The following is a 22,132-nucleotide window of genomic DNA, read 5'->3' on the forward strand; positions in this document are numbered from 1 at the left end:
TGACAAACACAGAAAAGAAAGTCTTCGCAGCCGCGCCATGCAGCATTTGGGTCTCCCAGGGAATCGGACATTACCTTTCAGGTTGTGAGTGTAAGTGAGGTTAGTTTGACCGATTTAAGCCAAGCTATCGCCAGGCTTGTTGAATCCCTGTCGACAGTGTCGCCACTCCCCAAGCAGATCACGCTGCCATTCCAATGGCCTGAGCGTACCGATCCTATCGACTGGCTACATACCCAACCATTATTCCCTAAGTTCTATTGGCAAACCAGAGACGGTACAGAGCAGGTATTGGCACTTGGTCAGGTTAAAACCTTTTCTGATCCTGCCTCTGCTGAGCGTCAACTCGTCAAAGGCCAGCGCATTTGGGGCGGACGTTCTTTTGATGGACGTACGGAACGCAACCAGCGCTGTCTTCAATCTTTCTTTTTCCTGCCACAGATCGAGATGGCTTACCGAGAAGGTCAGTGGTCAATCACGTTGAATCTTTGTGATGACCTGCTAAAAGTTCGCGCGGCATTATCTAAGCTAATCACTCAATCCCAACGCTTATCCCCCCCGGATTGCGACGTGTTGGCAACCCAGCATCAGCCTGAGTTCGACCAATGGTCGACCATGATTGGGGATGCGTTGTCGGCTATTGAAACAACCGAACTGCAGAAAGTGGTGCTGGCGCGCAAGACAACGCTTGAGCTTGACCGAACCTTACCCGCAGCCAGCCTGCTGAAAGCCTCTGTCGAGATTAATAAGTCCAACTTTCATTTCCTGCTGGCGCTGGATGAAAAGCACTGTTTTGTTGGCTCGACGCCGGAGCGCTTATTCTGGCGCGATGACAGCGAACTCTATACTGAAGCACTCGCAGGTACCATAGGTCGCGGCAAAGACGCCGAGGAAGACCTTTTACTGGCGACCTGGCTGCTCAATGACAGCAAAAATATCTATGAAAACCGCTTGGTGGTGGAAGACATCACCCAGCGACTGAATCCGCATAGCGAGCAATTGGATGTTGAAGTCACGCCTCACTTAGTGCGTCTTCGCAATGTGCAGCACTTAAAGCGCGATATTGAGGCGAATTTAGTCGCTGATGTACCTTCTTCCACATTGCTGGATTTGTTACAACCAACCGCTGCGGTGGCAGGTTTACCCCGCGAGAAAGCAGTGGATTTTATCGTTGAGAATGAACCCTTCGTTCGCGGCTGGTACAGCGGCTCGGTGGGTTACCTTAGCCCTGAGCAAAGTGAATTCTGTGTCGCTATCCGCAGCGCCCTGATTGTTGATAACAAGGTGCATCTATTTGCGGGCGCAGGCATCGTGCCGGGTTCAGTGGCGGAAAGCGAGTGGAAAGAGCTTGACCGGAAAATGGCGACTCTCAGAAACCTGCTAGGCCCTTCGCCCGACAAACATATGGAGAAAAAGGCCGGATGAAGCCTTCAACCATCAACCGTATCTGGGCGAGACTGATTTTGATGTCGCTGCAACGTGCGGGTGTGAAAGACATTTGTATTGCACCGGGCTCGCGTTCAACACCGCTAACGTTGGAAGCGGAAAGACTCCAAAGCCTTGATTCTTCTATTTGCCTTCATACCCATTTCGATGAGCGTGGTTTAGGCTTTTTAGCGCTGGGGTTGGCCAAAGCCTCTGACAATCCTGTTGCTGTGATTGTTACGTCCGGTACAGCGGTGGCGAATTTGCTGCCAGCTGTGGCAGAAAGCCGTTTAACCCGCGAAAAATTAGTGCTTCTGACTGCTGACCGTCCGCCTGAGCTTATTCAATGTGGCGCCAACCAGGCAATCAGCCAGCAGGGCATTTTCAGCGAGCATGCAGAAGTGACGAGTTTCCTGCCGTCACCCACAGAACACATTTCGCCAGCTTGGTTATTGTCGACAGTGTCAGAGGGGCTGCATTGTCAGTCAGAACTGGGCGGGAGTTATCATATCAACTGTCCGTTCCCTGAACCTTTATACGGGGAAATGGAAGACGCTTCGGTATACCTTGAGCCAGTACGAACCTGGCTGGAGAGTGATGAGCCTTACTTGTCCTTCACGCCTTCACGCGCAGATTTAAGCCAGCCTTTGCGCGATTGGGCTCAGCTCCAGCAACAAAAAGGTGTGTTGGTGGTGGGTAAGGCCTCTTTACAAGAGCGCCGAGCTATTGATGCGCTGGCTCAGAAACTTCACTGGCCTCTTCTCTGCGACCCGCAAGCGAGCCAAGGCTCTGCATTCGCAGGTTTTGATGTTTGGCTACAAAACCCTGCGTGTGCTGAAGTGCTGAACCAAGCTGATATTATCGTTCAATTTGGCAGCCGTTTGGTGTCAAAGCGCCTCAGCCAGTTTATCAACCAGTTTGAGGGGACGCACTGGTTGGTAGAGAAACATCCAGGAAGGCTGGACCCAAGTCATAAACAGGGGTTGCGCATCAATGCGCCACTGGCAAATGTGGCGTTGGCCATGACGGAAATCACTCGTGATAACGAACACGCACGTTGGGCTGATGCGTTGGTTGTGGCAAGCCAACAATATTTTGAGCGATTGGCGGCGTCTGATGAATCGCTGTCAGAAGTCTCCTTAGCTGCTGACTTCAGCCATTGGCTTTCGAAAGAGAGCGACCTCTTTATTGGAAACAGCATGGCAATCCGTCTGTTGGATATGTGCAGTCACCTGCCAGAAAAAGCCGTGTTTGCCAATCGCGGTGCATCGGGTATCGATGGTCTGATTGCCACGGCTTCTGGCGTTCAGCGTGCAAGACAGCGTCCGATGGTGATGCTGATGGGCGACACTTCCGCGCTTTATGACCTCAACAGCCTTTCGTTACTGGCAAACAATCCGCAGCCATTTGCGCTGATCATTATTAACAATGATGGCGGCGGCATTTTCGATATGTTACCGGTGCCGGATGCGAACAAAGAAACCTTCTATCGCATGCCGCATGGCACTGATTTCTCACACGCGGCGGCGATGTTCGGGTTCAACTATGGTTGCCCTTCATCGCTGGAAACCGCGCGAGCACAATGCATTGATGCGCAGTCTACGCCGGGAACTACGGTGATTGAACTCAAGGTTGGGGCGGGCGAGTGCGGCAAGGCACTTAAAGCGATGTTTGGTGAAATTGCCAATGCAGAACTGCTCTGAAAGATTGAATTATTCCCTCCAAGGGCAGGCGGACAAACCTGCCCTTGTTTTCCTTCATGGCCTGCTTGGCGATCATAGGGATTGGCAACCTGTCATTGATGAGCTTTCCAAAGAGTATCTGTGCCTGGCTATCGATTTGCCGGGACACGGTGGTAGCCAACATATTGAAGCGGTCGGCTTTGAAGATACCTGCATCAAAGTAATAGCAACGATCAGCGAGACATTGTCTTCACCTTTTTGGCTTGTCGGCTATTCGCTGGGCGCACGCATTGCTATGTATCTCGCCACCCACTATTCAAGCTCTCTGAGGGTAATCTGTGCTCCTTTCGCTGGGCTTATTATCGAAAATGGGCATCCAGGTTTACCTGAACCCGAGAGAGCGGCAAGGCGTGAACATGATGAAAAATGGGCGGTGCGTTTTGAAAATGAGCCCATTGTTGATGTGCTTCAAGATTGGTACCAACAACCTGTATTTTCCTCACTAAATCATGCGCAAAGACAAAGTTTGATCGTTAAGCGCAGTGATAACCTCGGTACAAAAGTGGCAAGTATGCTGCGTGCTACATCCTTATCCCAACAGGATTTTCTGGGCGATTTGCTCAGAATGTTGCCAGCAAAGGTGCATTACCTATGTGGTGAGAAGGACAATAAGTTTCTGGCATTGGCGATGCATTCGGGACTGTCTTATTCCATTGTCCCAGACGCCGGCCACAACATTCATGCAGAGCAGCCTTTGCTGTATTGCCAGTCGATTAAGCGGCTGATTGAACCTAATTAACTTAATGATTTAGATGGTAATGCTATGGCTAGAACAACAGGTTTAACCGAACAGGAACTGTATGCACCAGTGGTGTGGAATGATTGCTCTGAAGGCTATGAAGATATCCTTTTTGAAAAATCGGAAGACGGTATCGCGCGAATCACTATCAACCGTCCTGAAGTCCGCAATGCATTCCGCCCTCAAACAGTGAAAGAGATGATCAAAGCGCTGGCCGATGCACGCTACGACGAAAAAGTGGGTGTGATTGTGCTGCGTGGCCAGGGTGAGCATGCGTTCTGTTCCGGTGGTGACCAGAAGATCCGTGGCGACTACGGCGGCTACCGTGATGACGAAGGTACACACCACTTGAACGTGCTGGACTTCCAACGCCAAATCCGTACCTGTCCTAAGCCTGTGATTGCCTCTGTAGCGGGCTACGCTGTGGGTGGTGGTCATGTGCTTCACATGATGTGTGACTTGACGATCGCAGCAGACAACGCGCAATTTGGTCAGACTGGCCCGAAAGTTGGTTCTTTCGACGGCGGTTGGGGCGCGTCTTACATGGCACGTATCGTGGGTCAGAAAAAAGCCCGAGAGATCTGGTTCCTTTGCCGCTTCTACGATGCGCAAGAAGCGGTGGATATGGGTCTGGTTAACCACGTAGTGCCTTACGCGGAGCTTGAGCGTGAAACTGCACGTTGGTGTCGTGAAGTGCTACAGCATAGCCCAATGGCGCTGCGCTGCCTGAAAGCGGCTCTGAATGCTGACTGTGATGGTCAGGCGGGTCTGCAAGAGCTGGCGGGTAACGCCACCATGTTGTTCTACATGACCGAAGAAGGTCAGGAAGGCCGCAACGCTTTCAATGAAAAACGTCGCCCAGACTTCGACAAATTCCCACGTAACCCATAGCAGGGTGGGAAGATGAAGCACGCAACGCTTTACCGTTATTCGTTGCCGATGGACAGTGGTGTGATTTTGCGTCACACCCGTCTGGCACAGCGAGATGGCTTGATTGTCGAACTTAAAGATGGTGAGAAATCTGGCAGAGGCGAAATTGCACCTTTGCCAGAGTTCAGTGCTGAAACCATCGAGCAAGCACAAACTCAGATTGAGCTTTGTTTAGCGCAGTGGCTGGAAGGCGACGAAATAGATTGGGACACGCTCTATCCATCCGTCGCTTTTGGTTTGTCCGTTGCACTTGCGGAACTTGATGGTGAAATCCCGGCTGAAGGTAATTTCCTCGCTGCGCCGTTGTGTAGCGGCGATCCAGATGAGCTGGTTGAAAAGCTCGCTGAATTGCCGGGCGAGAAAGTCGCGAAAATTAAAGTGGGCCTCTACGAGCCTATTCGCGACGGCATGGTGGTGAACATGTTTCTGGAAATCCTTCCAGATTTGCGCCTTCGACTGGATGCCAACCGCCAGTGGACGCCGGCAAAAGCAGCGCAGTTTGCCAATTATGTGAATCCCGCTTTCCGTTCCCGCATCGCCTTTTTAGAAGAGCCTTGTCAGACGCCCGAGCAAAGCCTCGCATTCAGTGAAGAAACCGGAATTGCCATTGCATGGGATGAAACCCTGCGCGATGAAGGCTTTTCGCTAGAATACAAAACCGGATTGTCTGCGATCGTGATTAAACCCACTTTGGTGGGCTCACTTCAAACAGTGAAATCACTGGTTGAGCATGCCCATACCATGGGGATGGAAGTGGTGATCAGCTCCAGTATTGAATCCAGTTTTGGCCTCAATACATTGGCGCGCATCGCCCACTGGCTAACGCCGGAAACCTTACCGGGGCTTGATACGGTCTCATTGTTTGGTGAGCAGCTAGAGCAAGCGTGGCCTGGCTGTGAGTTACCACTGAAAACGCTGACTGACTGTGAAGTGGTATGGCAGGCGCACCCATAAGTTTTGATACTTGGCCTTGGCTTTACTGGGGTGAGGTAAAACCCCAGCATACTGCTTTATATCTGGAAGGCGAGGCTATTAGTTGGCAGCGCCTTGTTTCAGATATAGGCAGTATGCCGTTGCTGCCCAAACCGCATAATCGCTATGTAGCCATCTCCTCTCAAAATGATTACCAAACCCTTTTAGTTATCCTTGCTGCCTGGCAACAAGGCTTGAAAACGCTGCTGATCAATCCGGCTTTCTCTCCAGCACTCCAAAAAGAAGTGCTCGAGAACGCGGGGATTGAGATGGTTATCGACCCGCATACCGCATTTTCTTCTAGTAAATGGCAGCAGTCTGATGTGGTGCCATTTGATACCAATGACATCCTGACCCTCGTGCTGACTTCCGGCTCGACGGGGACACCCAAAGCGGCCACTCACAATGCTAACGCTCATTTAGCTAGCGCCAGCGGATTGTTTTCACTGATGCCTTTTGGTGAAAGTGATTGCTGGCTTCTTTCCTTGCCGTTATTTCATGTTTCCGGTCTTGCCATTGTCTGGCGGTGGTTACAATGCGGGGCGACTCTGAAGATTGCAGAGACGAAAGGTGACGCATTACACTCGGCTCTAGAAGGTGTAACACACGCTTCCTTGGTACCAACGCAATTGCAGCGATTGCTAAAGGTGAAGTTTCCTTCTTCGTTAACATCCGTACTTTTAGGCGGTGCAGTGATTCCGCAAGCGCTGGTGGATGAAGCTGAAGCAAAAGGTATTGGTTGTTGGTGCGGTTATGGGATGACAGAAATGGCATCGACCATCACGGCAAAACGGGTGGATGGATGCTTCTCAGTAGGTCGTCCGCTTCCGCATCGGGAACTTATGCTTTCCAGCCTTGGGGAAATCATGGTGAAAGGAGACACGCTTTCATCGGGTTACCTCATTGGCGGAAAGTTGGAGCCTTTGTCGGACGGATGGTTTGCGACTAAAGATAAAGGTGAATGGGTAGAGGGCGAACTTCAGATTCTTGGCCGCTTAGATAACATGTTTATCTGTGGCGGGGAAAATGTGCAGCCGGAAAGTATTGAAAGGGTGCTTTCAGGCTTTGAAGGGATTGAGCAATTGTTTATTTTGCCCGTAGTGGATGCCAAGTGGGGACAGGTTCCTGTTGCGTTGGTGATGGGCAATGTCAATCAAGGTGACTTTCTGGCTTACGCCAAGTCGTTGCTGCCGCCTCATCAGGTGCCTAAAGCCGCATACTCGATTCCGAAGCATTTGCTGGATGGCGGGATAAAAATCTCCCGCCGCGCGTTAGCTGATTGGCTGGCTAACGAAAAGCTGGTTCAACGATAATCGCCTCTTAACGTTTTCACATCACTAAATAATCGGTCGCATCTTGCATCTTCTGGCTGAACCGGACTTCCTGCCTCGACTTCCACTTTTGACCAAAACCGCTTGGGTAATTTGAGCAGGGCACGGCCACCTTCACGGCTGAAATAACTTCCCCATAAACCTTTCAATGCCATAGGTATTACGGGAACCGGTGACTGCTTCAGAATTAGGTCTATGCCACGTTTGAAAGGCTGCATGTCACCATCAGAAGTGAGCTGGCCTTCAGGGAAAATACAGACAATCTCGCCGTCATTCAGTTGCTTTTTTACTTCCTTGAGTGCACAGCGGATGGAGCCGCTGGTGAGCTTGATAGGAATGACGCGACTGGCTCGGAAGAAATAATTCAGCACGGGTAGGTGGTAGTAATCTTCGTCCATCACAAAACGAATGGGGCGCGGACAAGCACCTGCCAGAATCAAGGCATCGACATAGCTGACATGGTTACATACCAGCAATGCGCCGCCTTCTTTTGGAATGTTTTGGAGATTCTTGTGGGTCACGCGATAGAAGCTGTGGCTCAAGAACCAAATAACAAAGCGCAACGCGAAGAGTGGAACCTGCTTGCCGACATAGAGGGTGACAACAAGATTCAGCAGGGCGAGTATAAGGAAAAATTCAGGGATGCTGATGCCCATGGCACCAAGAAGAATCATGGCGAGAATGGCGCTGGTCACCATGAAGAGAGCGTTATAAATGTTATTGGCGGCAATGACCTGTGAGCGCTCACTATCTTCTGAACGTGCCTGCATCATGGAATACAGAGGAACAATGAAAATTCCTCCGAATATGCCAATCAAGAGTAAATCGACAAACACCCACCACAGTGACGGGTCGGCAATAAATTCTACAAAGTTTGCAGCAGTTGAAGGCATTGCAGGTGTCGAGAACATCAGGTGAATGCCGAAAATAGTCAATCCCAGTGCACCAATTGGCACAATGCCAGGCTCAATACGATGGCCGGAAAGCTTGTCACAAAGCAAAGAGCCAATGGCAATACCGACGGAGAAAAGCGTCAGTAGAAACGAAACGGTCGCTTCATTGCCACCAAGATGAAGCTTGGCGTAATTGGGGAATTGCGTGAGATAACTGGCACCGAGAAACCAAAACCAACTGATCCCGAGAATTGACTGCAGCACGACTTTATCTTTTCGGGCAATCGCCAGCGTGGTCTTCATCTGTCGGATAGGAGAAAAACGGATTTTGAGAGAAGGGTTTCCGGCAGCTACCTCAGGAATAGAACGGGCGCTCAAATAACCGAGCACAGCAAACATCACCACAGAGATAGCAGCAATATCTCGCGCTCCATCCATATTCGCGATAACCCCGGCCACCATGGTGCCAAGTAAAATCGCTAGGAATGTACCGGTTTCAACCAAAGCATTGCCCGAAACCAGTTCCTGAGGTTTTAGGGTTTGAGGCAGTAATGCGTATTTCACAGGGCCAAAGAAAGCAGATTGCGTACCCATCAAGAAAAGAAGAACTAAAAGCGCCATGTAGCTTTCGTAGATAAAAGCAATGGCAGCGAGACTCATAATGCCGATTTCCAGTAACTTCACGCCGCGGATAAATTGGGATTTCTCGAATTTATCCGCGAGCTCACCGGCGAAAGCTGAGAACAGAAAAAAGGGGAGAATAAACAGGCCAGCAGCGAGGTTGATGAAAAGGTCGGTACTTATCCCGATGACGCCGGGACCAGCAAAGGCAACGAGGATCAACAGGACATTCTTGTAGACGTTGTCGTTAAACGCGCCGAGTGCTTGGGTGATAAAATAAGGCAGAAAACGTCGCTGTTTCAGGAGCCCGGTTTGGCTTGTCATCCTTTCCTTCCCGGCTCCTAAGCGTCAATCCAGCTCTTAAGGTAGCCTGTCAGCAGGTTATCGATAAGCTCTGCGCCATTGACTGGCACTGAGGTGAAGAACTTGTCGTCAACTGCGAGCAGCGTGATGCCATGAACTCCTGCCCAGAGTACGCGGCTTGCCTCTACCACTTCCTCATCGTTTTTGGTGGGAGAAAGTTGCTTAAGCAGGCGTTCCAGCATGCCCGTCATACTCTGGATTCGGTCACTTTGCCAATCAGGAAGCTTGTCGCCTTTCATGCTGTGCTCAAACACCAGTTGCCAACGGTAAGGGTTTTTCGATGCGAACTCGAGGTAAAGATGCGCGAGTGTAAACAGGGCTTCACGGCAGTTTGATGTGTCGGTCAGCTTTTGTTGGGCCTGATGACGCAGATCGTCCAGTGTCCGAGCGACAACATGTAGTAGCAGAATGTTATAACTGCCAAAGACATTGACCAAGGTACTTGGGACATACCCGATTTCAGCAGCGATTTTTCGCAAGCTCAGGGCATGGTAAGGCTGGGTGTCTAAATACTTTTCAACGCAGTTAAGCGTCATTTCTACCAGCTCTTCGCGGCTGTGGTCGTTCCTGCGTGCCATTACTTCTGCTGCAAATAGTGAACAATGTTCGATATTTTAGGAGTGGGGTCGGGAAAGGGCAAGTTACGAGCCTCTCAGTTTAGCTAAATGCCAACAACTGAGAGGCTTTGAAAGCAAAAGCTTAGCTGAAACGTTCGGCGTTTTTAATCGAAACCTGATCGTTCAGTGTCCAAAAATCATAAATAACACCAACAATGAAGAATCCGCCAGTAAAGAGATAGATGATGCCAGTCACCCATTTACCCATATACATACGGTGAATACCGAAGATGCCTAGGAAGGTCAGCAATATCCAAGCGACAGAGTAATCGACTTGTCCGCTGTTAAAGCGGAGGTCTGCTTCGCGATCCATGGATGGGATCAGAAACAGGTCAATCAACCAACCAATCCCCAAAAGTCCGAATGTGAACAGCCAGATGGTTCCTGTCACAGGCTTACCATAATAAAAACGGTGTGCACCGAGAAAACCGAAGATCCATAAAATGTACCCGACGGTTTTACTGTGTGTATCGTTCATCGCATCAACCTTTAATTGTTTTCTCTCTGTGAATATGGACTGCATTGTAAGGCAGTCGTTCCATTAAGAGCTCTATCTCCTCAACGGTTTACCGCATTTTTATTAAAAAGTCGCCAAAAGGAGAAATCTTGCTCGCAGTTATGTATTGCTGTTTAAGCAAAATTTAAACGATTGGTAACATATTCGGCCGTAACAGGGTTTGACTTTCCGTGCCGCTGACATAGCATGAAAGTACCTTACGCTTGTTGCGTTATTTGACATTGAAACAAAAGGTTTGCAATGAAACGCTTTTTTACTCTATTCGCGCTGATGTTCGTGATGGTGGTATCTGCACCACACGCTGAGGCGAAGAAGTTTGGTGGCGGTAAGTCTTTCGGCAAAAGCTTTAAGACGGCGCCAGCACCAAAATCACAACCGACCAACACCAACTCAATCAATAAGCAAAACGATCCTGCGGCTGCAGCGAAGTCGTCTTCTAAGAAAGGCTTGATGGGTGGTTTGCTGGGCGGACTGCTAGCTGGTGGTCTGATCGCAGCCATGATGGGTGGTGCATTTGAAGGCTTCCAAATCATGGATTTCCTGATCATCGCACTGATCGCATTCGTGCTGTTTAAGATCTTCAAGAGCCTGATGGCGGCGAAGAACGGTCCGATGAACCGACCGCATCAACAGGCTTACGCCGGTGGCCAAGAGCCGCAAAACAAAGGTTACTACCACGAGCAACAACAGCCTCAGTTCCGTGAGTCAGCGGCGACATCTTCGACAGGAGGTTTTGGTGCAGTAAATAACGATGTACCGTTTAATTTCCCGCCGAACTTCGATATGGCTGGTTTTGTAAACGGTGCGCGTGAGCATTACCGTATTCTGCAAGGTGCATGGAACCACAACCAGCTTGAAACTATTCAGGAATACGTGACGCCCGAGCTATATAACGACCTGGCTGAAGAGCGTCGTAAGCTGGAAGGCGAGCAGCACACAGAAGTCATGTATGTCGATGCGGAAATCGTCCGTGCTGATTACGACGGCAAACTTGCTCAACTGAGTCTGCAGTTCAGCGGCCGCTACACTGACCGTCAGGAAGGTGTTGAAGAAGACATTACTGATATCTGGCACCTTGAGCGTGATATGACACAACCAAATGCACCTTGGTTGATTGTTGGTATTCAAGCTTAATCACTAGAATTATTCCCCCTGAAAAGAGCAGCCCAAGTGGCTGCTCTTTTTTTGTTCATGATTTTTGAACAATGACTTCAACGATTCCCGTTAGCTTATTTGTTGATTCGCAGTTACATTGGCGGAAACAACTTCAAATAAATATCGAGAAACAACAACGTGGAACGCTTTAGAACTCCCGCCCATCTTCTTATCGCGATGGCTTTTATCATGGCCATGGCGTTTTCTGTCTGGAACGTATTACTCAACAACTTTGTGGTAGAAAAAGCCGCGTTTACCGGTAAAGAAATCGGCATGTTGCAGAGTTTGCGTGAAGTCCCTGGCTTCCTGGCGTTTACAGCGATTTATCTCTTGTTGTTTATCAAAGAGCAGCGCTTTGCCTTGCTGTTTCTGGCTGTGATGTGTCTCGGTGTTGCGGTGACAGGTTGGTTTCCAACGGTATGGGGGCTGTATTTAACCACGATTGTGATGTCGATTGGCTTTCACTATTTTGAAACCGTTAATCAGTCTCTGACTTTACAGTGGATAGATAAAGATAAAAGCGCACACTTTATGGGACAGGTTCTTGCCTGGAAGGGCGCAGCAAGCCTTATCGCTTACGCTGCCGTTTGGCTGTTAATGGAGTGGATGGAGGTCAGCTATAACATCGTGTATATGCTGTTTGGCTTTGTCAGTTTGGTGGCGGTACTTGCGCTGTGGGCAATATTTCCTTCCTTTGAAAGCCCACACGTTCAGACTCGAAAGCTGATCCTTCGCAAAAGATATTGGCTTTATTACGGCCTGACTTTCCTCAGTGGTGCCCGTCGTCAGATCTTCATTGTTTTTGCCGGCTTCATGATGGTTGAGAAGTTTGGGTATTCCGTGGGTGATGTCAGTCTGCTGTTTATCATTAACTACCTCTTCAACATGCTGTTTGCGGCCAAAATTGGTGCTTGGATTGGCAGAGTGGGTGAGCGACGCGCCCTGACCGTGGAGTATGTTGGGCTGGCATGTGTGTTTACCGGCTATGCCTTTGTGGAAAGTGCAACGATGGCGGGTGTGTTATACGTGGTGGACCATCTTTTCTTCGCCATGGCGATCGCGATTAAAACCTACTTCCAGAAGATTGCCGATCCGGAAGACATTGCATCTACGGCGGGTGTGAGCTTTACCATCAATCACATTGCGGCAGTAGTGATTCCTGCTGCTTTGGGTGTGGTGTGGTTGTACTCACCAACAACAGTCTTCTTAGTCGGCACTGGCCTTGCTTTGGGGTCGCTGACTTTGTCTAGAATGGTGCCTTTGGCACCAGAATCCGGTAATGAAGTCAGTTTCTTAGGTCGAAAACGTGCTCAGGATGTGGCGTGATTCAAACTTCTGTCTATTTGTAGCTGCTTGATTGTGCTTATCGATCAGTTCTTGATCTCGGCACAAATTCTATGTGGCACGACCAACTATATTCAAGGGTAACGAAACACGGATAAATGTTGGAGGCGCTATGCCATTTACGTCTGAACTGGTTGACGAAATGAACGTCCTGGTGAAGTTTTCTCGTTCTTCTGATCTCATGGGTATCAAGGTTCACAGTGATGCGGACCCTGATCTTGTGGCTGCAACAGAACGCCTTTATGACAAAAAGCTGATCACAGCAAAAGACGGTGGTTACTTAACTTCGATTGGTCGAGATGCGGTTGAGCATGCAAAAGAAGCGCTGCGCATATTAAGGTCACACCCTGAATAAACCGGAATGTACCTAAAAAGAAAAGGAAAGGGAGCCCATCGGCTCCCTTTTTGATGTTGTGTGTTTTAGGTGTTTTTTACCAAACGTCTTTGTCGATCTGCTTGTCCAGCTTCGGGAACTTGGTGCGATCGAACGTCGGCTTTTTGCCTTCTTTACGCTGGGTTTCATAGTCTTTAAGCAGCGCAAACACGATGCCAGACAGCGCAAGAATTGCCACAAGGTTGATGAGGGCCATCATACCCATAGAAAGGTCTGCAAATGCCCAAACCGTCGGTAAGTCAACAACAGCGCCGATCACTACCATTGCCAGAACAGCAACACGGTAGACATTGATGGCCTTTTTGCTTTTGAAGATGTACTCGATGTTTGATTCACCGTATGAGTAGTTGGCAATCAATGAGGTGAATGCAAACAGCAGAATGGCGATAGCAATAAAGCCTGCACCCCATGCGCCCACTTCTTCGACCAGAGCCGCTTGAGTCAGCGCAATGCCGGTGACACCGCTGTCAGTGTCCAGCATGCCTGATAGCAGGATGATAGATGCGGTTGCGGTACAGATAACGATGGTGTCGATAAACACACCCAGCATTTGTACATAGCCTTGTGCCACTGGGTGGTTAGGGCGGGTGGTTGCTGTTGCTGCTGCGTTAGGCGCAGAACCCATACCTGCTTCGTTTGAGAACAGACCACGTTTGATACCTTGCATCATGGCTGCACCAATCGCACCGCCTGCTGCTTGCTCAAAGCCAAGCGCACTGCCGATGATGGTGCCGAAAACGTCTGGAAGCAGCGTGATGTTGATACCGATAACGTAGAAGGCCACAACGAGGTAACCAATCGCCATAAACGGAACAATCAGCTCGGCCACTTTGGCGACAGAACGCATACCACCAAAGATGATAGGTGCCGTTGCCAGCGCCAGAATTACACCTACCCAAGTGTTATCAGTGCCGAAAGCGGTGTTCATCGCCGCAGCGATGGAGTTTGACTGAACGCCGTTGAATGCCAGACCAAACGCGATGATCAAACAGATAGCAAAGGCGATACCTAACCAGCGTTGACCCAAACCCTTTTCAATGTAGTAAGCCGGACCACCGCGGAAGGTGTTGTCTTTGTGATTGATTTTGTATGCCTGTGCCAGCGTAGATTCTACAAAGCTGGTAGACATACCGACCAGTGCAGTAATCCACATCCAGAACACTGCGCCAGGACCACCAAGGTAAATCGCCACAGCAACACCTGCCATGTTACCTGTACCTACGCGAGCGGCGAGACTGGTGCTGAATGCCTGGAATGATGAGATACCACCGTCGGCGCCTTCACGGCTACCTTTGATGAGCTCAAACATGTGCCCGAAAGAGCGGAATTGGAGGAAACCGGTGCGGAAAGTGAAGTAAAGACCAGCGCCGATCAAAAGGTAAATAAGCACGCTTCCCCACAACAAGCCATTCCCGGCGTCGACAAAGGAAACGAATAGTTCTTTTAGTTCCGTCATATACAAACTCTACTGTCGTCAAATTTAAAGTGGCAGTTGAGTGAGAAGGAGGAGACAAGGGATCTGAAACTTCCTTTTCAGCTCTCTGCCCCGGACAAATAACTTGTCCTGGCGACGCTTCCGTGCAGAGATTCCAGCCAGCAGATTTGCGCGTCGATTGCGCTACTTACAAATCCATTTGAGCATGATCTGTGGCCGTTTTTTGCTCACTTGACGTCAAGATAAGCAAATAAAGCGGCGGGATAATACTCTAAATTTGATCTTCTGGCATCTGTAAATTTCACTGAAAGATTAAATGTTAGGCAAATAGTTTAATAAAAGGATGTTTTTACAACATTATTTACTATCAAAGTTAACATTTTTAAAGGGGGGGATCTGGTCGCTCAATCGAGGGAGTTAGAAGACGTTCCTGAGAGTTAATCGTTTGCTTTCGACACTTTTCGTTCAAGGTCAGATCTGACGATCTCCAGTGCTTTTAACGCGGTTTCAGGGTCGACCTCATTGCTTTCCAAGAGATAGATTAAATCAACAGCAAGTTTGATTTCATCAGGGGCATTATCCAGTCCAGATTGACTCATGATTTTTTACTCCAATTTGGGAAATAGATATTGAATGCTGCTTTTATCAACTCGGCATGAAGCGGAACCAAAGCGCTCTGTTCTGTACGATATCCGCCGCCGATAACAGCGGCGATAGGAACGCCGTATTGATGACAAGCTTCCATAACGGCTTTATCTCTCTCAGCGATGCCGTGTTGGCAAACATTCATATAGCCAAGTTCATCATCTACATGAATATCAACGCCCGCATCATATATCACCATGTCAGGCTGGTGTTGGGCGATAGCAAGGGTTAGCACAGGCACGAACTCAGAAAGGTAGGCATCGGATTCAACGCCAATAGGCATGGGGATATCAATGTCAGAGTCTGGCTTTCGTGATGGGAAGTTTTTGTCACAGTGCACCGAAAGGGTAATGATGTCTTCCCTCTCTTGAGCGAGTGTCGCCGTGCCATCGCCATGATGAACATCGCAATCGACGATAAGTACCTTGTTTATGTTTGGGTAGGAAAGCGCGTGGTCAGATGCCAGAATTAAATCATTAAAAAGGCAAAAGCCACTGCCAAAGTCTTTATGCGAGTGATGGTATCCACCGGTAAGGTGAACAGCGACACCATGTTCAATCGCTTTATCGACAGTGAGAGTGGTTCCTCCCAGTGATGTGAGACTACGTTGTATCAGTGCCTCACTCCAGGGGAAGCCAATACGTCGCATTTTTACCAGAGGTAAGGAGCCGCTCACCAAAGCATCGACATAGTCATCGTCATGGAAACGTTTTAGATGTTGATGATCAAGACGTGTTGGCTGAAATGTTGTTACGGGCCAACCCATTTCATCAATGTGTTCTTTGAGCAGCCGGTACTTTTGTAGCGGATACCTGTGACCTTCAGGCAATGGAAAGTCAGAATAGATCGGATGATAAATAATCGGCAACATCAGAGCTTTAGCCTTTGCGCTCACGGAAAGAGATACGGGATTCGATTTTTTGTCTGGCTTCACGACAGCGTGATAAACGCTTTTCCAGCGCCAGTAGCTGCTTCTGGGCTTGCTGCTGTTCCGCAAAGCTGGCGTATTGCCCCATCTTGGCCTCCGCATCGCGAACCATATCCTCCAGCCTTCTTTCCCACCCTTGGTGCTGTGCGAGATCCTGGTAGAGCTGGCTGATAGAAGCGCCGGTTTTCGGAGCCATGGCTTTTTCTTGCTGTCGTATAGCCAATGTTGCCATTTCTCGCTGAAGCGCACCGATTTGGTTCACCAGCTTTTCGCATAGGTGCTCTGCGCGCATTGCAGAAAGGCGTCCGCTTGCCTGCTCCCGTTCAATGGTATCAACGACACTTTTTGCTTCCGACACACAAGGCGTAAGCAGCTTAGCGAGACAGGAGAATAGGCGTTCATCGAACAGCGGCTTTGCACTCTCACCGCGCTTGCGGTCTATCTCCGCGGCTCGGTTTGCCAGCGTTTGAAGCTCGGTTCTGAGGGATGATAAATCCATAGCTCTTAATACCTATTGGGCTTAAAGCCAAGCGTCGATGGCCAGTTTAACGGATAGAACCACAACCACAGTAACAAACACAGGGCGAATAAACTTAGCGCCAAACTTAATAGCAGAATGTGCGCCGATGTAAGCACCTACCATCAGGCAGACACCCATAGTAAGCCCAAGCGCCCAGTTCACATGACCCAAAATGATGAAGGTAACGAGTGATGTGATGTTGCTGACGAAATTCATCGCTTTTGCTAAACCTGACGAAAGCAGAATATTCATTTTATACATCGACATCGAAGACACGGTCCAGAATGCGCCGGTTCCCGGCCCTGCAACCCCGTCATAGAATCCCAAGGTGAGCCCTTGAGCCCACTGCTTTTCTTTTAGGCGAGGCTCATCCTTCGGCAGATTGTGATTCTCTGCTTTTGGTTGGCGATGCCAGATGGTGTAGGCGGCGGTTGCCAGCACCACAAGCGGCAGGGCTTTTTCGAGCCACTCGGTGGAAATATAGTCCACGACCAAGGTACCCAAAATTGCGCCAATGAAAGTGGCGACAAAGGCATGCATCCAAAATGAGGGCGAAAACAGCTTTTTCCGGTAATAGGTAAACGCAGCCGTCGAGGAGGCAAACGTTGCTGACAGCTTATTGGTACCTAATGCGATATGCGGCGGTAAGCCAATGGAAAGCAACGCAGGAACCATTAACATGCCACCACCACCAGCAACAGCATCGATAAAACCTGCCGCAAGTGCGACCATTCCCAAAATAATGAGGGTATTTGGATCCAGAAGTTCGAGCATTTTTATTTTTCTTAGTGTTCGATAACACGCTTAAAGGGAGGCAATGAATCCAACAAGGCTTTTCCATAACGCCTTGTAACAACTCGTCTGTCTAGCAAAACGACTCTACCAGAGTCCTGTTCTTTGCGCAGCAGTCTACCTGCTGATTGAACAAGCTTTTTACTGGCTTCCGGCACGGAGATCTGGAGGAATGCATTACCGCCTTTTCGCTCTAGATACTCAGCATGAGCTTCTTCCACCGGAGAGGTGGGTACCGCAAACGGAATTTTGGTGATGATAAGGTTGGTCAGCTGTTCTCCGGGCAAATCGAGACCTTCAGAAAAGCTGCCCGTTCCGAAAAGGATGCTGATCTGGCCTTTTTCACAACACTTGCGGTGCGCATCCAATATAGAGGTGCGTGATGCTTCTCCCTGCACATGAAGGTGCCAGCCAAGTTTTTTGATATCGGCGCGCATCTTTTCAGCGACCTGATTCATCTGCCAGTAAGAGGAAAAAAGTACCAAGCTGGCAGTTTCACCTTCGAGGTATTCCATCAAGATATCGGGAAGGTGGCTGGTGAACTTTTCGTCTTGCGGTTCGCAAGGCATAGCTGGGACGACCAGACGCGCGTTTTCCTGATAATCAAACGGTGACGGCAAAGCAAGAAAACGTGTGCCATCGTTTTCGTCCAATCCCACCTGGCGACAAAAGTATGTGAATGAGTTTAGGGCACGTAATGTGGCTGAAAGAAGGCACACTCCTGCTGCGCGAGACCAAAGTAGTTGGTCCAGCCGCCAACCGATTTCTAACGGTGATACATGAACAATAAAGTCAGATTCGCGCTCGGGACATTTTTGAATCCACCTAGCCAGTGGCGCACCTTTATCTGAATTAGGTTGCGCCATCAGCGTCCACACTTTTTCGAGATTCTCTAAGCGCTGTAAGAAAAAGGCGGATTCAGCAAGAAGTGGGTCGGCAAGCCTTGAGGCCAGTTCACCGTCTTTTACGCGCTCTGAGATAAGGTCGTGGAGTTTTGCGAGCGACTGATTAGCTTTTTTTGCTGCTTTTTGCATTTCTTTAGATTCTAAATGCAAGGTTTCTGGCAACTCACCATCAGTAAAACGATAGACGCCATCATTATTAAGAGGGAAATCAATCAGCATGTCGCGGATGCCTCGAAGCCCGGGAATAAGCACTTGGATTCCTGACTGCAACGCATCTAAAAAACGCCCACTGCGTTTGATGTCGCCGCCATTGGCAATCTTGGATGCGCTTTGATTGAGTTTTTCCAGCCAGGAAGCAGCGCCAACTAAGCTTGCAGATGCAGCGGAGAAATCTCGCGCTACCGTGGGCAAGTGGTGCGCTTCGTCGACCATATAAAGGGCATGCTCTGGCTCAGGCAGGATAACCCCCCCGCCAAGTTCTAAATCCGCCATCAATAAACTGTGATTAGCAACAACGACATCCGCTTTATCCAGATGTTCGCGGGCTTTTGCAAAAGGGCAGTTGCGGTGAGCGGCTAATCCTGAATGGCATGTGTGCTTATCTGAAACAATGGTTTGCCACAGGTGATCAGGAATACTCTTAGGCCAAGCATCCCTGTCACCATTCCATTTTCCGCGGGAGTAAGCGCTATACATGGTGTTAACCATGTCGATATCTGCCTTTTTAGGTTTCTCTGTAAACAAGGCTTGCTGCCCATGTCCTTCAGCGCTGGCAGCGGCTGCGAGCTTCTCCCCACAACAATAGCGCTGACGACCTTTTGCCAGCACAAAGCTGAACTCCCGGGAAACCACTCGGCGAAACAGAGGCAGGTCTTTTTCTATTAACTGTTCTTGCAGAGCGACTGTGGCAGTGGAAACCACCACCTTTTTATTGTTGTTGAGGGCGAAACAAATGGAGCCCATCAGGTAAGCCATTGACTTACCGATACCCGTTCCCGCTTCCGCTACCAAAATTCGTCTTTTAGGGTTGTATTCCCCCGCGAGTGTTTTTGCAATTTCAGCAACGAGGTAGTTTTGGGCTTTCCTTGGAATAAAATTCTGTAGTTGGGCTCTCAAATTCTCGTAGCTGGAGCGGATGTCTTTTTTGGTTGATGGGCTAAGCATGTTTGTCACAATCTGAGTGGTAGGGCCGCAGTATATCACGCTCGGAGAATGTGAAAGAGTTCAAGTATTCGATCATTTATTCCAATTTATGCGATTTAGATCACGAATATCAATTGAACTAATATTAGCTATCACTATGAAATCCAAAGGGAATGCCATTCACTGCACAAATTGCTTACATGTAGAATATAATCCTGATTTACGGATGCATTATTGTTTTTATCAGACTAATACTCTGATAAAGCTTTGCAAACAACTTTACAGAATTTTGACAATGTGGTTTCGTTTCCGTGACCCCTATCGAAGGGGTGCTTCTATCCTTATGTATTTAAAGAGTATTTTTGTTTTTTGATATTGATTTTGGTTGATTTGACAGATTTTAGATTTCTCTGCACTCTAAGTTTCGAAGTTTAAGCGTACTTGTTGTGGTGTTTTAGTGACGTTGTGACATGTACAAACATAAAAGGGATCCTGGAACAGGAATTCCAATCTAATAAAGAAAAGGCAGTGGATTAACATGAAAAAGACTATCCTAGCGATGGCAGTACCAGCTCTGCTGGCTGCTGGTGCAGTAAATGCAGCAACCGTTTACGATCAAGACGGTGTAACTGTAACTATCGGCGGTGCTGCTGAAGTACAGATCATTCAAGAATATGAGTTTAATCAGCAAGACGTCGATTTGGATGTACGTCTTGACGATGGCGAGCTGAACTTTGGCATCGATGTAGCAGTTAGCGAAAGCCTCACAGCACTTGGCTACTTTGACTTCGAAAACGAAGGCGGTTCTGTAAAGAACACCGAACTGTGGGCTGGCTTTAAAGGCGATTTCGGTCAGTTGACTGCTGGTCGTATGTACACTTTTTGGGATGATACAAATATCAACGAAGATATCGAGCTTGGTCTCGAGGGTGTAAACGGTAGCCTTCCAGCTAGCGGTAACGACGTAATCAAGTATCGCTATGATGGCGATGCGTTTTGGTTTGGTGTTTCACACAACCTCAAGCAAAGCGGTGCTGAAGAAGAAACTTTCAAAGACGTAAGCGGCACTCTGGTGCGTGACGTAAAAGTCACTGAAGCATCACACACTGATGCAGGCGTAGGTGCGTCTTTCGCTGGTGTTGATCTGTCAGCATATTTCTTGGCTGCTGAGAAGACTGATACTAATAACGGTACTAAAGGTAGCAAAGTCAAGTCAGACGCATTCCAAGTTAGCGCAGTATACAATTTTGATGCGTTCACTGTAGGCGCTTCTTACACTGACTTTGAAGAGAAAATTGGCGGCGCTCAGAACAAAGCGCATTCTGGTCATTATGTAGAGCTGCTTGCTGGTTATGGCGTTGGCGATTTCCAATACTACTTGGGTTATAATTTCGGCGAGAACGACGATAACTCTGAAGGTAGCAACGTCTACGCAAATGCTACTTATAAGATGCACAGCAATGTTAAAACCTATGTAGAACTGGGCTGGGCTGAGAAAAAGGACGCAAGCGGAAACACCAATACTAAGGATTTCGGCGATGCGACTGGTTTCTTAGTAGGTATGGAAGTTAAATTCTAATATAACTTCTAACTTTGAAAATATTGCCGGAGCTGCCCTTATGTGGCAGCTCTTTTTTTATCAGGATAAGGGAAGTTAATGAGACTGTTAGCCGTATATAGTGCCTTATTAGTTTGTACTTCTGTCGTTGCGGCGACTGAAATTGAAATTGGTACAGATCTACAAGCGTATGTTTTAAACGGAAAGGAAGTGGATGCTAGTAGTGGTGATAGGCTCAATTTAGTTGATGGAAGCAATCAATTGGTTGTCCGTTACAAATCCATTCTAAACGATGGTTCAAACACTAAGTTCTTTGAATCTAAACCTTATGTGTTTCAATTTACCAATATGGGACAAGATCTCTCTATATCTATTGAGCGTTTCCGGAAACATATCCAGGCTGAGAAAGCATTTAAGAAAGGAACTGTAGAGTGGTTCATTAAAGATAGTGCGGATAAAAAGGTCTCTTTCCAGTTCGATGAGCTTCCCGGCAACCCAGGCTTTCTCCCTTATGCGGATCTTCCTAAAGCAGTAACAGCGTATAACAAGAAAAACGGTATCTACTTTGAAGGTCAGGAAATTAAAGATCTTAATGAAGAGGTTGTCGTCGCTGTTTCTGAAACTGGCAAAGTAGAACTGACAGGCGACGCGCTAGCACAGCTCAAGCTCTGGTACACAAAAGCGTCAAAAGAAGAGCGTAAAGCCTTCCGTAAGTGGGTGATTGACCAAGAGTAAAAAAACGCCGAAAGGCGTTTTTTATGTGTGATGATATCGACTGTGTTCTCTGCAAGCTCGACAGCGTGATTCAGCAGGGTCAGAAAGAATATCCTCGACTTCAACCTCTTCTTCACAATCTGCACACAGCCCAAATAGGCCAGTATGAATAGCACAAAGTGCGGCATCGATTTTCTCTAGTCGTAAGCCATCGTCATGTAATTTTGTGCTTTTTTCCCTTCTACATAACTTAATCAGATGCGCTGTTGGGACATTGGACACGTCTAACCCCGTCAATGTGATCAGTGCATCTTCCAATCTGCTGCGTACCGCTTCCTTCTCATTCGCGAGCTTTTGTTGTAGCTGTGCTACAGTTTCTGTATCAATCATTGTGATCTCTCGGTGCGCGTTGTAACCGGATCAGTGTAGTGATACCAGCCTTATTTGTTCTG

The 22,132-nt window shown here is 48.4% G+C and carries 21 protein-coding genes; 11 read left to right on the top strand and 10 right to left on the bottom strand.

All coding sequences use genetic code 11. From position 1 onward, the window contains the following. Positions 1–105: 105 nt before the first annotated feature. The 6 genes from QL223_RS05335 to menE are packed head-to-tail and all read left to right on the top strand — an operon-like array spanning position 106 to position 7,118. Positions 106–1,422 carry an isochorismate synthase gene (locus tag QL223_RS05335; protein WP_281544115.1) on the top strand — a complete coding sequence of 439 codons (1,317 nt, stop codon included), beginning with the start codon at positions 106–108 and terminating at the stop codon, positions 1,420–1,422. Beyond that, complete coding sequence (gene menD, locus QL223_RS05340) at positions 1,419–3,125, top strand: 2-succinyl-5-enolpyruvyl-6-hydroxy-3-cyclohexene-1-carboxylic-acid synthase (RefSeq protein ID WP_281544116.1); 1,707 nt, start codon at positions 1,419–1,421, stop codon at positions 3,123–3,125. Before QL223_RS05335 ends, menD begins: the two co-directional genes overlap by 4 nt. Beyond that, on the top strand, positions 3,109–3,903 hold the full coding sequence (gene menH, locus QL223_RS05345) for a 2-succinyl-6-hydroxy-2,4-cyclohexadiene-1-carboxylate synthase (RefSeq protein ID WP_002535542.1): 795 nt from the start codon (positions 3,109–3,111) through the stop codon (positions 3,901–3,903). The genes menD and menH overlap by 17 nt, the downstream gene beginning before the upstream one ends. A gap of 24 nt (positions 3,904–3,927) precedes the next feature. Then, entirely contained in the window at positions 3,928–4,794 is an 867-nt protein-coding gene (gene menB, locus QL223_RS05350) for a 1,4-dihydroxy-2-naphthoyl-CoA synthase (RefSeq protein ID WP_002535540.1), read from the top strand. A gap of 12 nt (positions 4,795–4,806) precedes the next feature. Beyond that, the gene (gene menC, locus QL223_RS05355) at positions 4,807–5,787 is read left to right on the top strand and encodes an o-succinylbenzoate synthase (protein WP_002535538.1); all 981 of its coding nucleotides are present in this window, start codon (positions 4,807–4,809) and stop codon (positions 5,785–5,787) included. Beyond that, complete coding sequence (gene menE / locus QL223_RS05360) at positions 5,769–7,118, top strand: o-succinylbenzoate--CoA ligase (protein ID WP_281544117.1); 1,350 nt, start codon at positions 5,769–5,771, stop codon at positions 7,116–7,118. The genes menC and menE overlap by 19 nt, the downstream gene beginning before the upstream one ends. Here the strand turns inward: menE and QL223_RS05365 are convergent. The 3 genes from QL223_RS05365 to QL223_RS05375 all read right to left on the bottom strand — a co-directional run bounded on the left by QL223_RS05365 (position 7,109) and on the right by QL223_RS05375 (position 10,108). Further along, on the bottom strand, positions 7,109–8,974 hold the full coding sequence (locus QL223_RS05365) for an MFS transporter (RefSeq protein ID WP_002535535.1): 1,866 nt from the start codon (positions 8,972–8,974) through the stop codon (positions 7,109–7,111). The two genes, menE and QL223_RS05365, sit on opposite strands and share 10 nt — an antisense overlap. 17 nt (positions 8,975–8,991) lie before the next feature. Next, positions 8,992–9,591 carry a TetR-like C-terminal domain-containing protein gene (locus tag QL223_RS05370; protein ID WP_002535534.1) on the bottom strand — a complete coding sequence of 200 codons (600 nt, stop codon included), beginning with the start codon at positions 9,589–9,591 and terminating at the stop codon, positions 8,992–8,994. Positions 9,592–9,712: 121 nt separating this feature from the next. Beyond that, positions 9,713–10,108 (bottom strand): TM2 domain-containing protein, encoded by a 396-nt coding sequence (locus QL223_RS05375; RefSeq protein ID WP_039849496.1) that lies wholly within the window; start codon positions 10,106–10,108, stop codon positions 9,713–9,715. A gap of 279 nt (positions 10,109–10,387) precedes the next feature. Here QL223_RS05375 and QL223_RS05380 point away from each other — a divergent pair, with 279 nt between their 5' ends. From QL223_RS05380 to QL223_RS05390, 3 genes are all read left to right on the top strand, one after another. Then, the gene (locus tag QL223_RS05380; RefSeq protein ID WP_281544118.1) at positions 10,388–11,281 is read left to right on the top strand and encodes a TIM44-like domain-containing protein; all 894 of its coding nucleotides are present in this window, start codon (positions 10,388–10,390) and stop codon (positions 11,279–11,281) included. Between the two features lie 159 nt (positions 11,282–11,440). Next, positions 11,441–12,628, top strand: a complete 1,188-nt coding sequence (locus tag QL223_RS05385; RefSeq protein WP_338035026.1) for an MFS transporter — start codon at positions 11,441–11,443, stop codon at positions 12,626–12,628. A 130-nt stretch (positions 12,629–12,758) separates the two neighbouring features. Beyond that, positions 12,759–13,001, top strand: coding sequence for a TIGR02647 family protein (locus QL223_RS05390; RefSeq protein WP_002535529.1), 243 nt, complete (start codon positions 12,759–12,761; stop codon positions 12,999–13,001). A gap of 76 nt (positions 13,002–13,077) precedes the next feature. Here QL223_RS05390 and QL223_RS05395 read toward each other — a convergent pair whose 3' ends face one another. From QL223_RS05395 to dinG, 6 genes are all read right to left on the bottom strand, one after another. After that, positions 13,078–14,496 (bottom strand): alanine/glycine:cation symporter family protein, encoded by a 1,419-nt coding sequence (locus tag QL223_RS05395; RefSeq protein ID WP_002535528.1) that lies wholly within the window; start codon positions 14,494–14,496, stop codon positions 13,078–13,080. A gap of 416 nt (positions 14,497–14,912) precedes the next feature. Then, positions 14,913–15,074 carry a pleiotropic regulatory protein RsmS gene (gene rsmS / locus QL223_RS05400; protein ID WP_046305656.1) on the bottom strand — a complete coding sequence of 54 codons (162 nt, stop codon included), beginning with the start codon at positions 15,072–15,074 and terminating at the stop codon, positions 14,913–14,915. After that, a complete protein-coding gene (locus QL223_RS05405; protein WP_281544119.1) occupies positions 15,071–15,991 on the bottom strand; it encodes a histone deacetylase in 921 nt (306 codons plus the stop codon). The genes rsmS and QL223_RS05405 overlap by 4 nt, the downstream gene beginning before the upstream one ends. A gap of 7 nt (positions 15,992–15,998) precedes the next feature. Then, on the bottom strand, positions 15,999–16,547 hold the full coding sequence (locus QL223_RS05410) for a primosomal replication protein (protein WP_281544120.1): 549 nt from the start codon (positions 16,545–16,547) through the stop codon (positions 15,999–16,001). Between the two features lie 21 nt (positions 16,548–16,568). Further along, positions 16,569–17,342, bottom strand: a complete 774-nt coding sequence (locus QL223_RS05415) for a TSUP family transporter (protein ID WP_281544121.1) — start codon at positions 17,340–17,342, stop codon at positions 16,569–16,571. 11 nt (positions 17,343–17,353) lie between these two features. Further along, complete coding sequence (dinG, locus tag QL223_RS05420) at positions 17,354–19,429, bottom strand: ATP-dependent DNA helicase DinG (protein ID WP_002535521.1); 2,076 nt, start codon at positions 19,427–19,429, stop codon at positions 17,354–17,356. Positions 19,430–19,946: 517 nt separating this feature from the next. Here dinG and QL223_RS05425 point away from each other — a divergent pair. Together QL223_RS05425 and QL223_RS05430 are read left to right on the top strand one after the other, a co-directional pair. Beyond that, entirely contained in the window at positions 19,947–20,987 is a 1,041-nt protein-coding gene (locus tag QL223_RS05425; protein ID WP_281544122.1) for a porin, read from the top strand. Between the two features lie 78 nt (positions 20,988–21,065). Then, positions 21,066–21,701: a DUF2057 domain-containing protein gene (locus tag QL223_RS05430; protein ID WP_039849480.1), complete on the top strand. Its 636-nt coding sequence runs from the start codon at positions 21,066–21,068 to the stop codon at positions 21,699–21,701. A gap of 21 nt (positions 21,702–21,722) precedes the next feature. On the opposite strand, the gene QL223_RS05435 is transcribed toward QL223_RS05430, so the two are convergent. Continuing rightward, positions 21,723–22,070, bottom strand: coding sequence for an RNA polymerase-binding protein DksA (locus QL223_RS05435; protein WP_039849479.1), 348 nt, complete (start codon positions 22,068–22,070; stop codon positions 21,723–21,725). Positions 22,071–22,132 lie beyond the last annotated feature (62 nt).

Source organism: Grimontia sp. SpTr1, assembly GCF_947387585.1.
Classification (GTDB): Bacteria; Pseudomonadota; Gammaproteobacteria; order Enterobacterales; family Vibrionaceae; genus Enterovibrio; species Enterovibrio indicus.

Bases quoted from the DNA above. Each gene is read 5' to 3' on its own strand.
- menD (WP_281544116.1), top strand. From the start codon at position 1,419: ATGAAGCCTTCAACCATCAACCGTATCTGGGCGAGACTGATTTTGATG.
- menH (WP_002535542.1), top strand. From the start codon at position 3,109: ATGCAGAACTGCTCTGAAAGATTGAATTATTCCCTCCAAGGGCAGGCG.
- menB (WP_002535540.1), top strand. From the start codon at position 3,928: ATGGCTAGAACAACAGGTTTAACCGAACAGGAACTGTATGCACCAGTG.
- menC (WP_002535538.1), top strand. From the start codon at position 4,807: ATGAAGCACGCAACGCTTTACCGTTATTCGTTGCCGATGGACAGTGGT.
- menE (WP_281544117.1), top strand. From the start codon at position 5,769: ATGGCAGGCGCACCCATAAGTTTTGATACTTGGCCTTGGCTTTACTGG.
- QL223_RS05365 (WP_002535535.1), bottom strand. From the start codon at position 8,974: ATGACAAGCCAAACCGGGCTCCTGAAACAGCGACGTTTTCTGCCTTAT.
- QL223_RS05370 (WP_002535534.1), bottom strand. From the start codon at position 9,591: ATGGCACGCAGGAACGACCACAGCCGCGAAGAGCTGGTAGAAATGACG.
- QL223_RS05375 (WP_039849496.1), bottom strand. From the start codon at position 10,108: ATGAACGATACACACAGTAAAACCGTCGGGTACATTTTATGGATCTTC.
- QL223_RS05380 (WP_281544118.1), top strand. From the start codon at position 10,388: ATGAAACGCTTTTTTACTCTATTCGCGCTGATGTTCGTGATGGTGGTA.
- QL223_RS05390 (WP_002535529.1), top strand. From the start codon at position 12,759: ATGCCATTTACGTCTGAACTGGTTGACGAAATGAACGTCCTGGTGAAG.
- QL223_RS05395 (WP_002535528.1), bottom strand. From the start codon at position 14,496: ATGACGGAACTAAAAGAACTATTCGTTTCCTTTGTCGACGCCGGGAAT.
- rsmS (WP_046305656.1), bottom strand. From the start codon at position 15,074: ATGAGTCAATCTGGACTGGATAATGCCCCTGATGAAATCAAACTTGCT.
- QL223_RS05405 (WP_281544119.1), bottom strand. From the start codon at position 15,991: ATGTTGCCGATTATTTATCATCCGATCTATTCTGACTTTCCATTGCCT.
- QL223_RS05410 (WP_281544120.1), bottom strand. From the start codon at position 16,547: ATGGATTTATCATCCCTCAGAACCGAGCTTCAAACGCTGGCAAACCGA.
- QL223_RS05415 (WP_281544121.1), bottom strand. From the start codon at position 17,342: ATGCTCGAACTTCTGGATCCAAATACCCTCATTATTTTGGGAATGGTC.
- dinG (WP_002535521.1), bottom strand. From the start codon at position 19,429: ATGCTTAGCCCATCAACCAAAAAAGACATCCGCTCCAGCTACGAGAAT.
- QL223_RS05425 (WP_281544122.1), top strand. From the start codon at position 19,947: ATGAAAAAGACTATCCTAGCGATGGCAGTACCAGCTCTGCTGGCTGCT.
- QL223_RS05430 (WP_039849480.1), top strand. From the start codon at position 21,066: ATGAGACTGTTAGCCGTATATAGTGCCTTATTAGTTTGTACTTCTGTC.
- QL223_RS05435 (WP_039849479.1), bottom strand. From the start codon at position 22,070: ATGATTGATACAGAAACTGTAGCACAGCTACAACAAAAGCTCGCGAAT.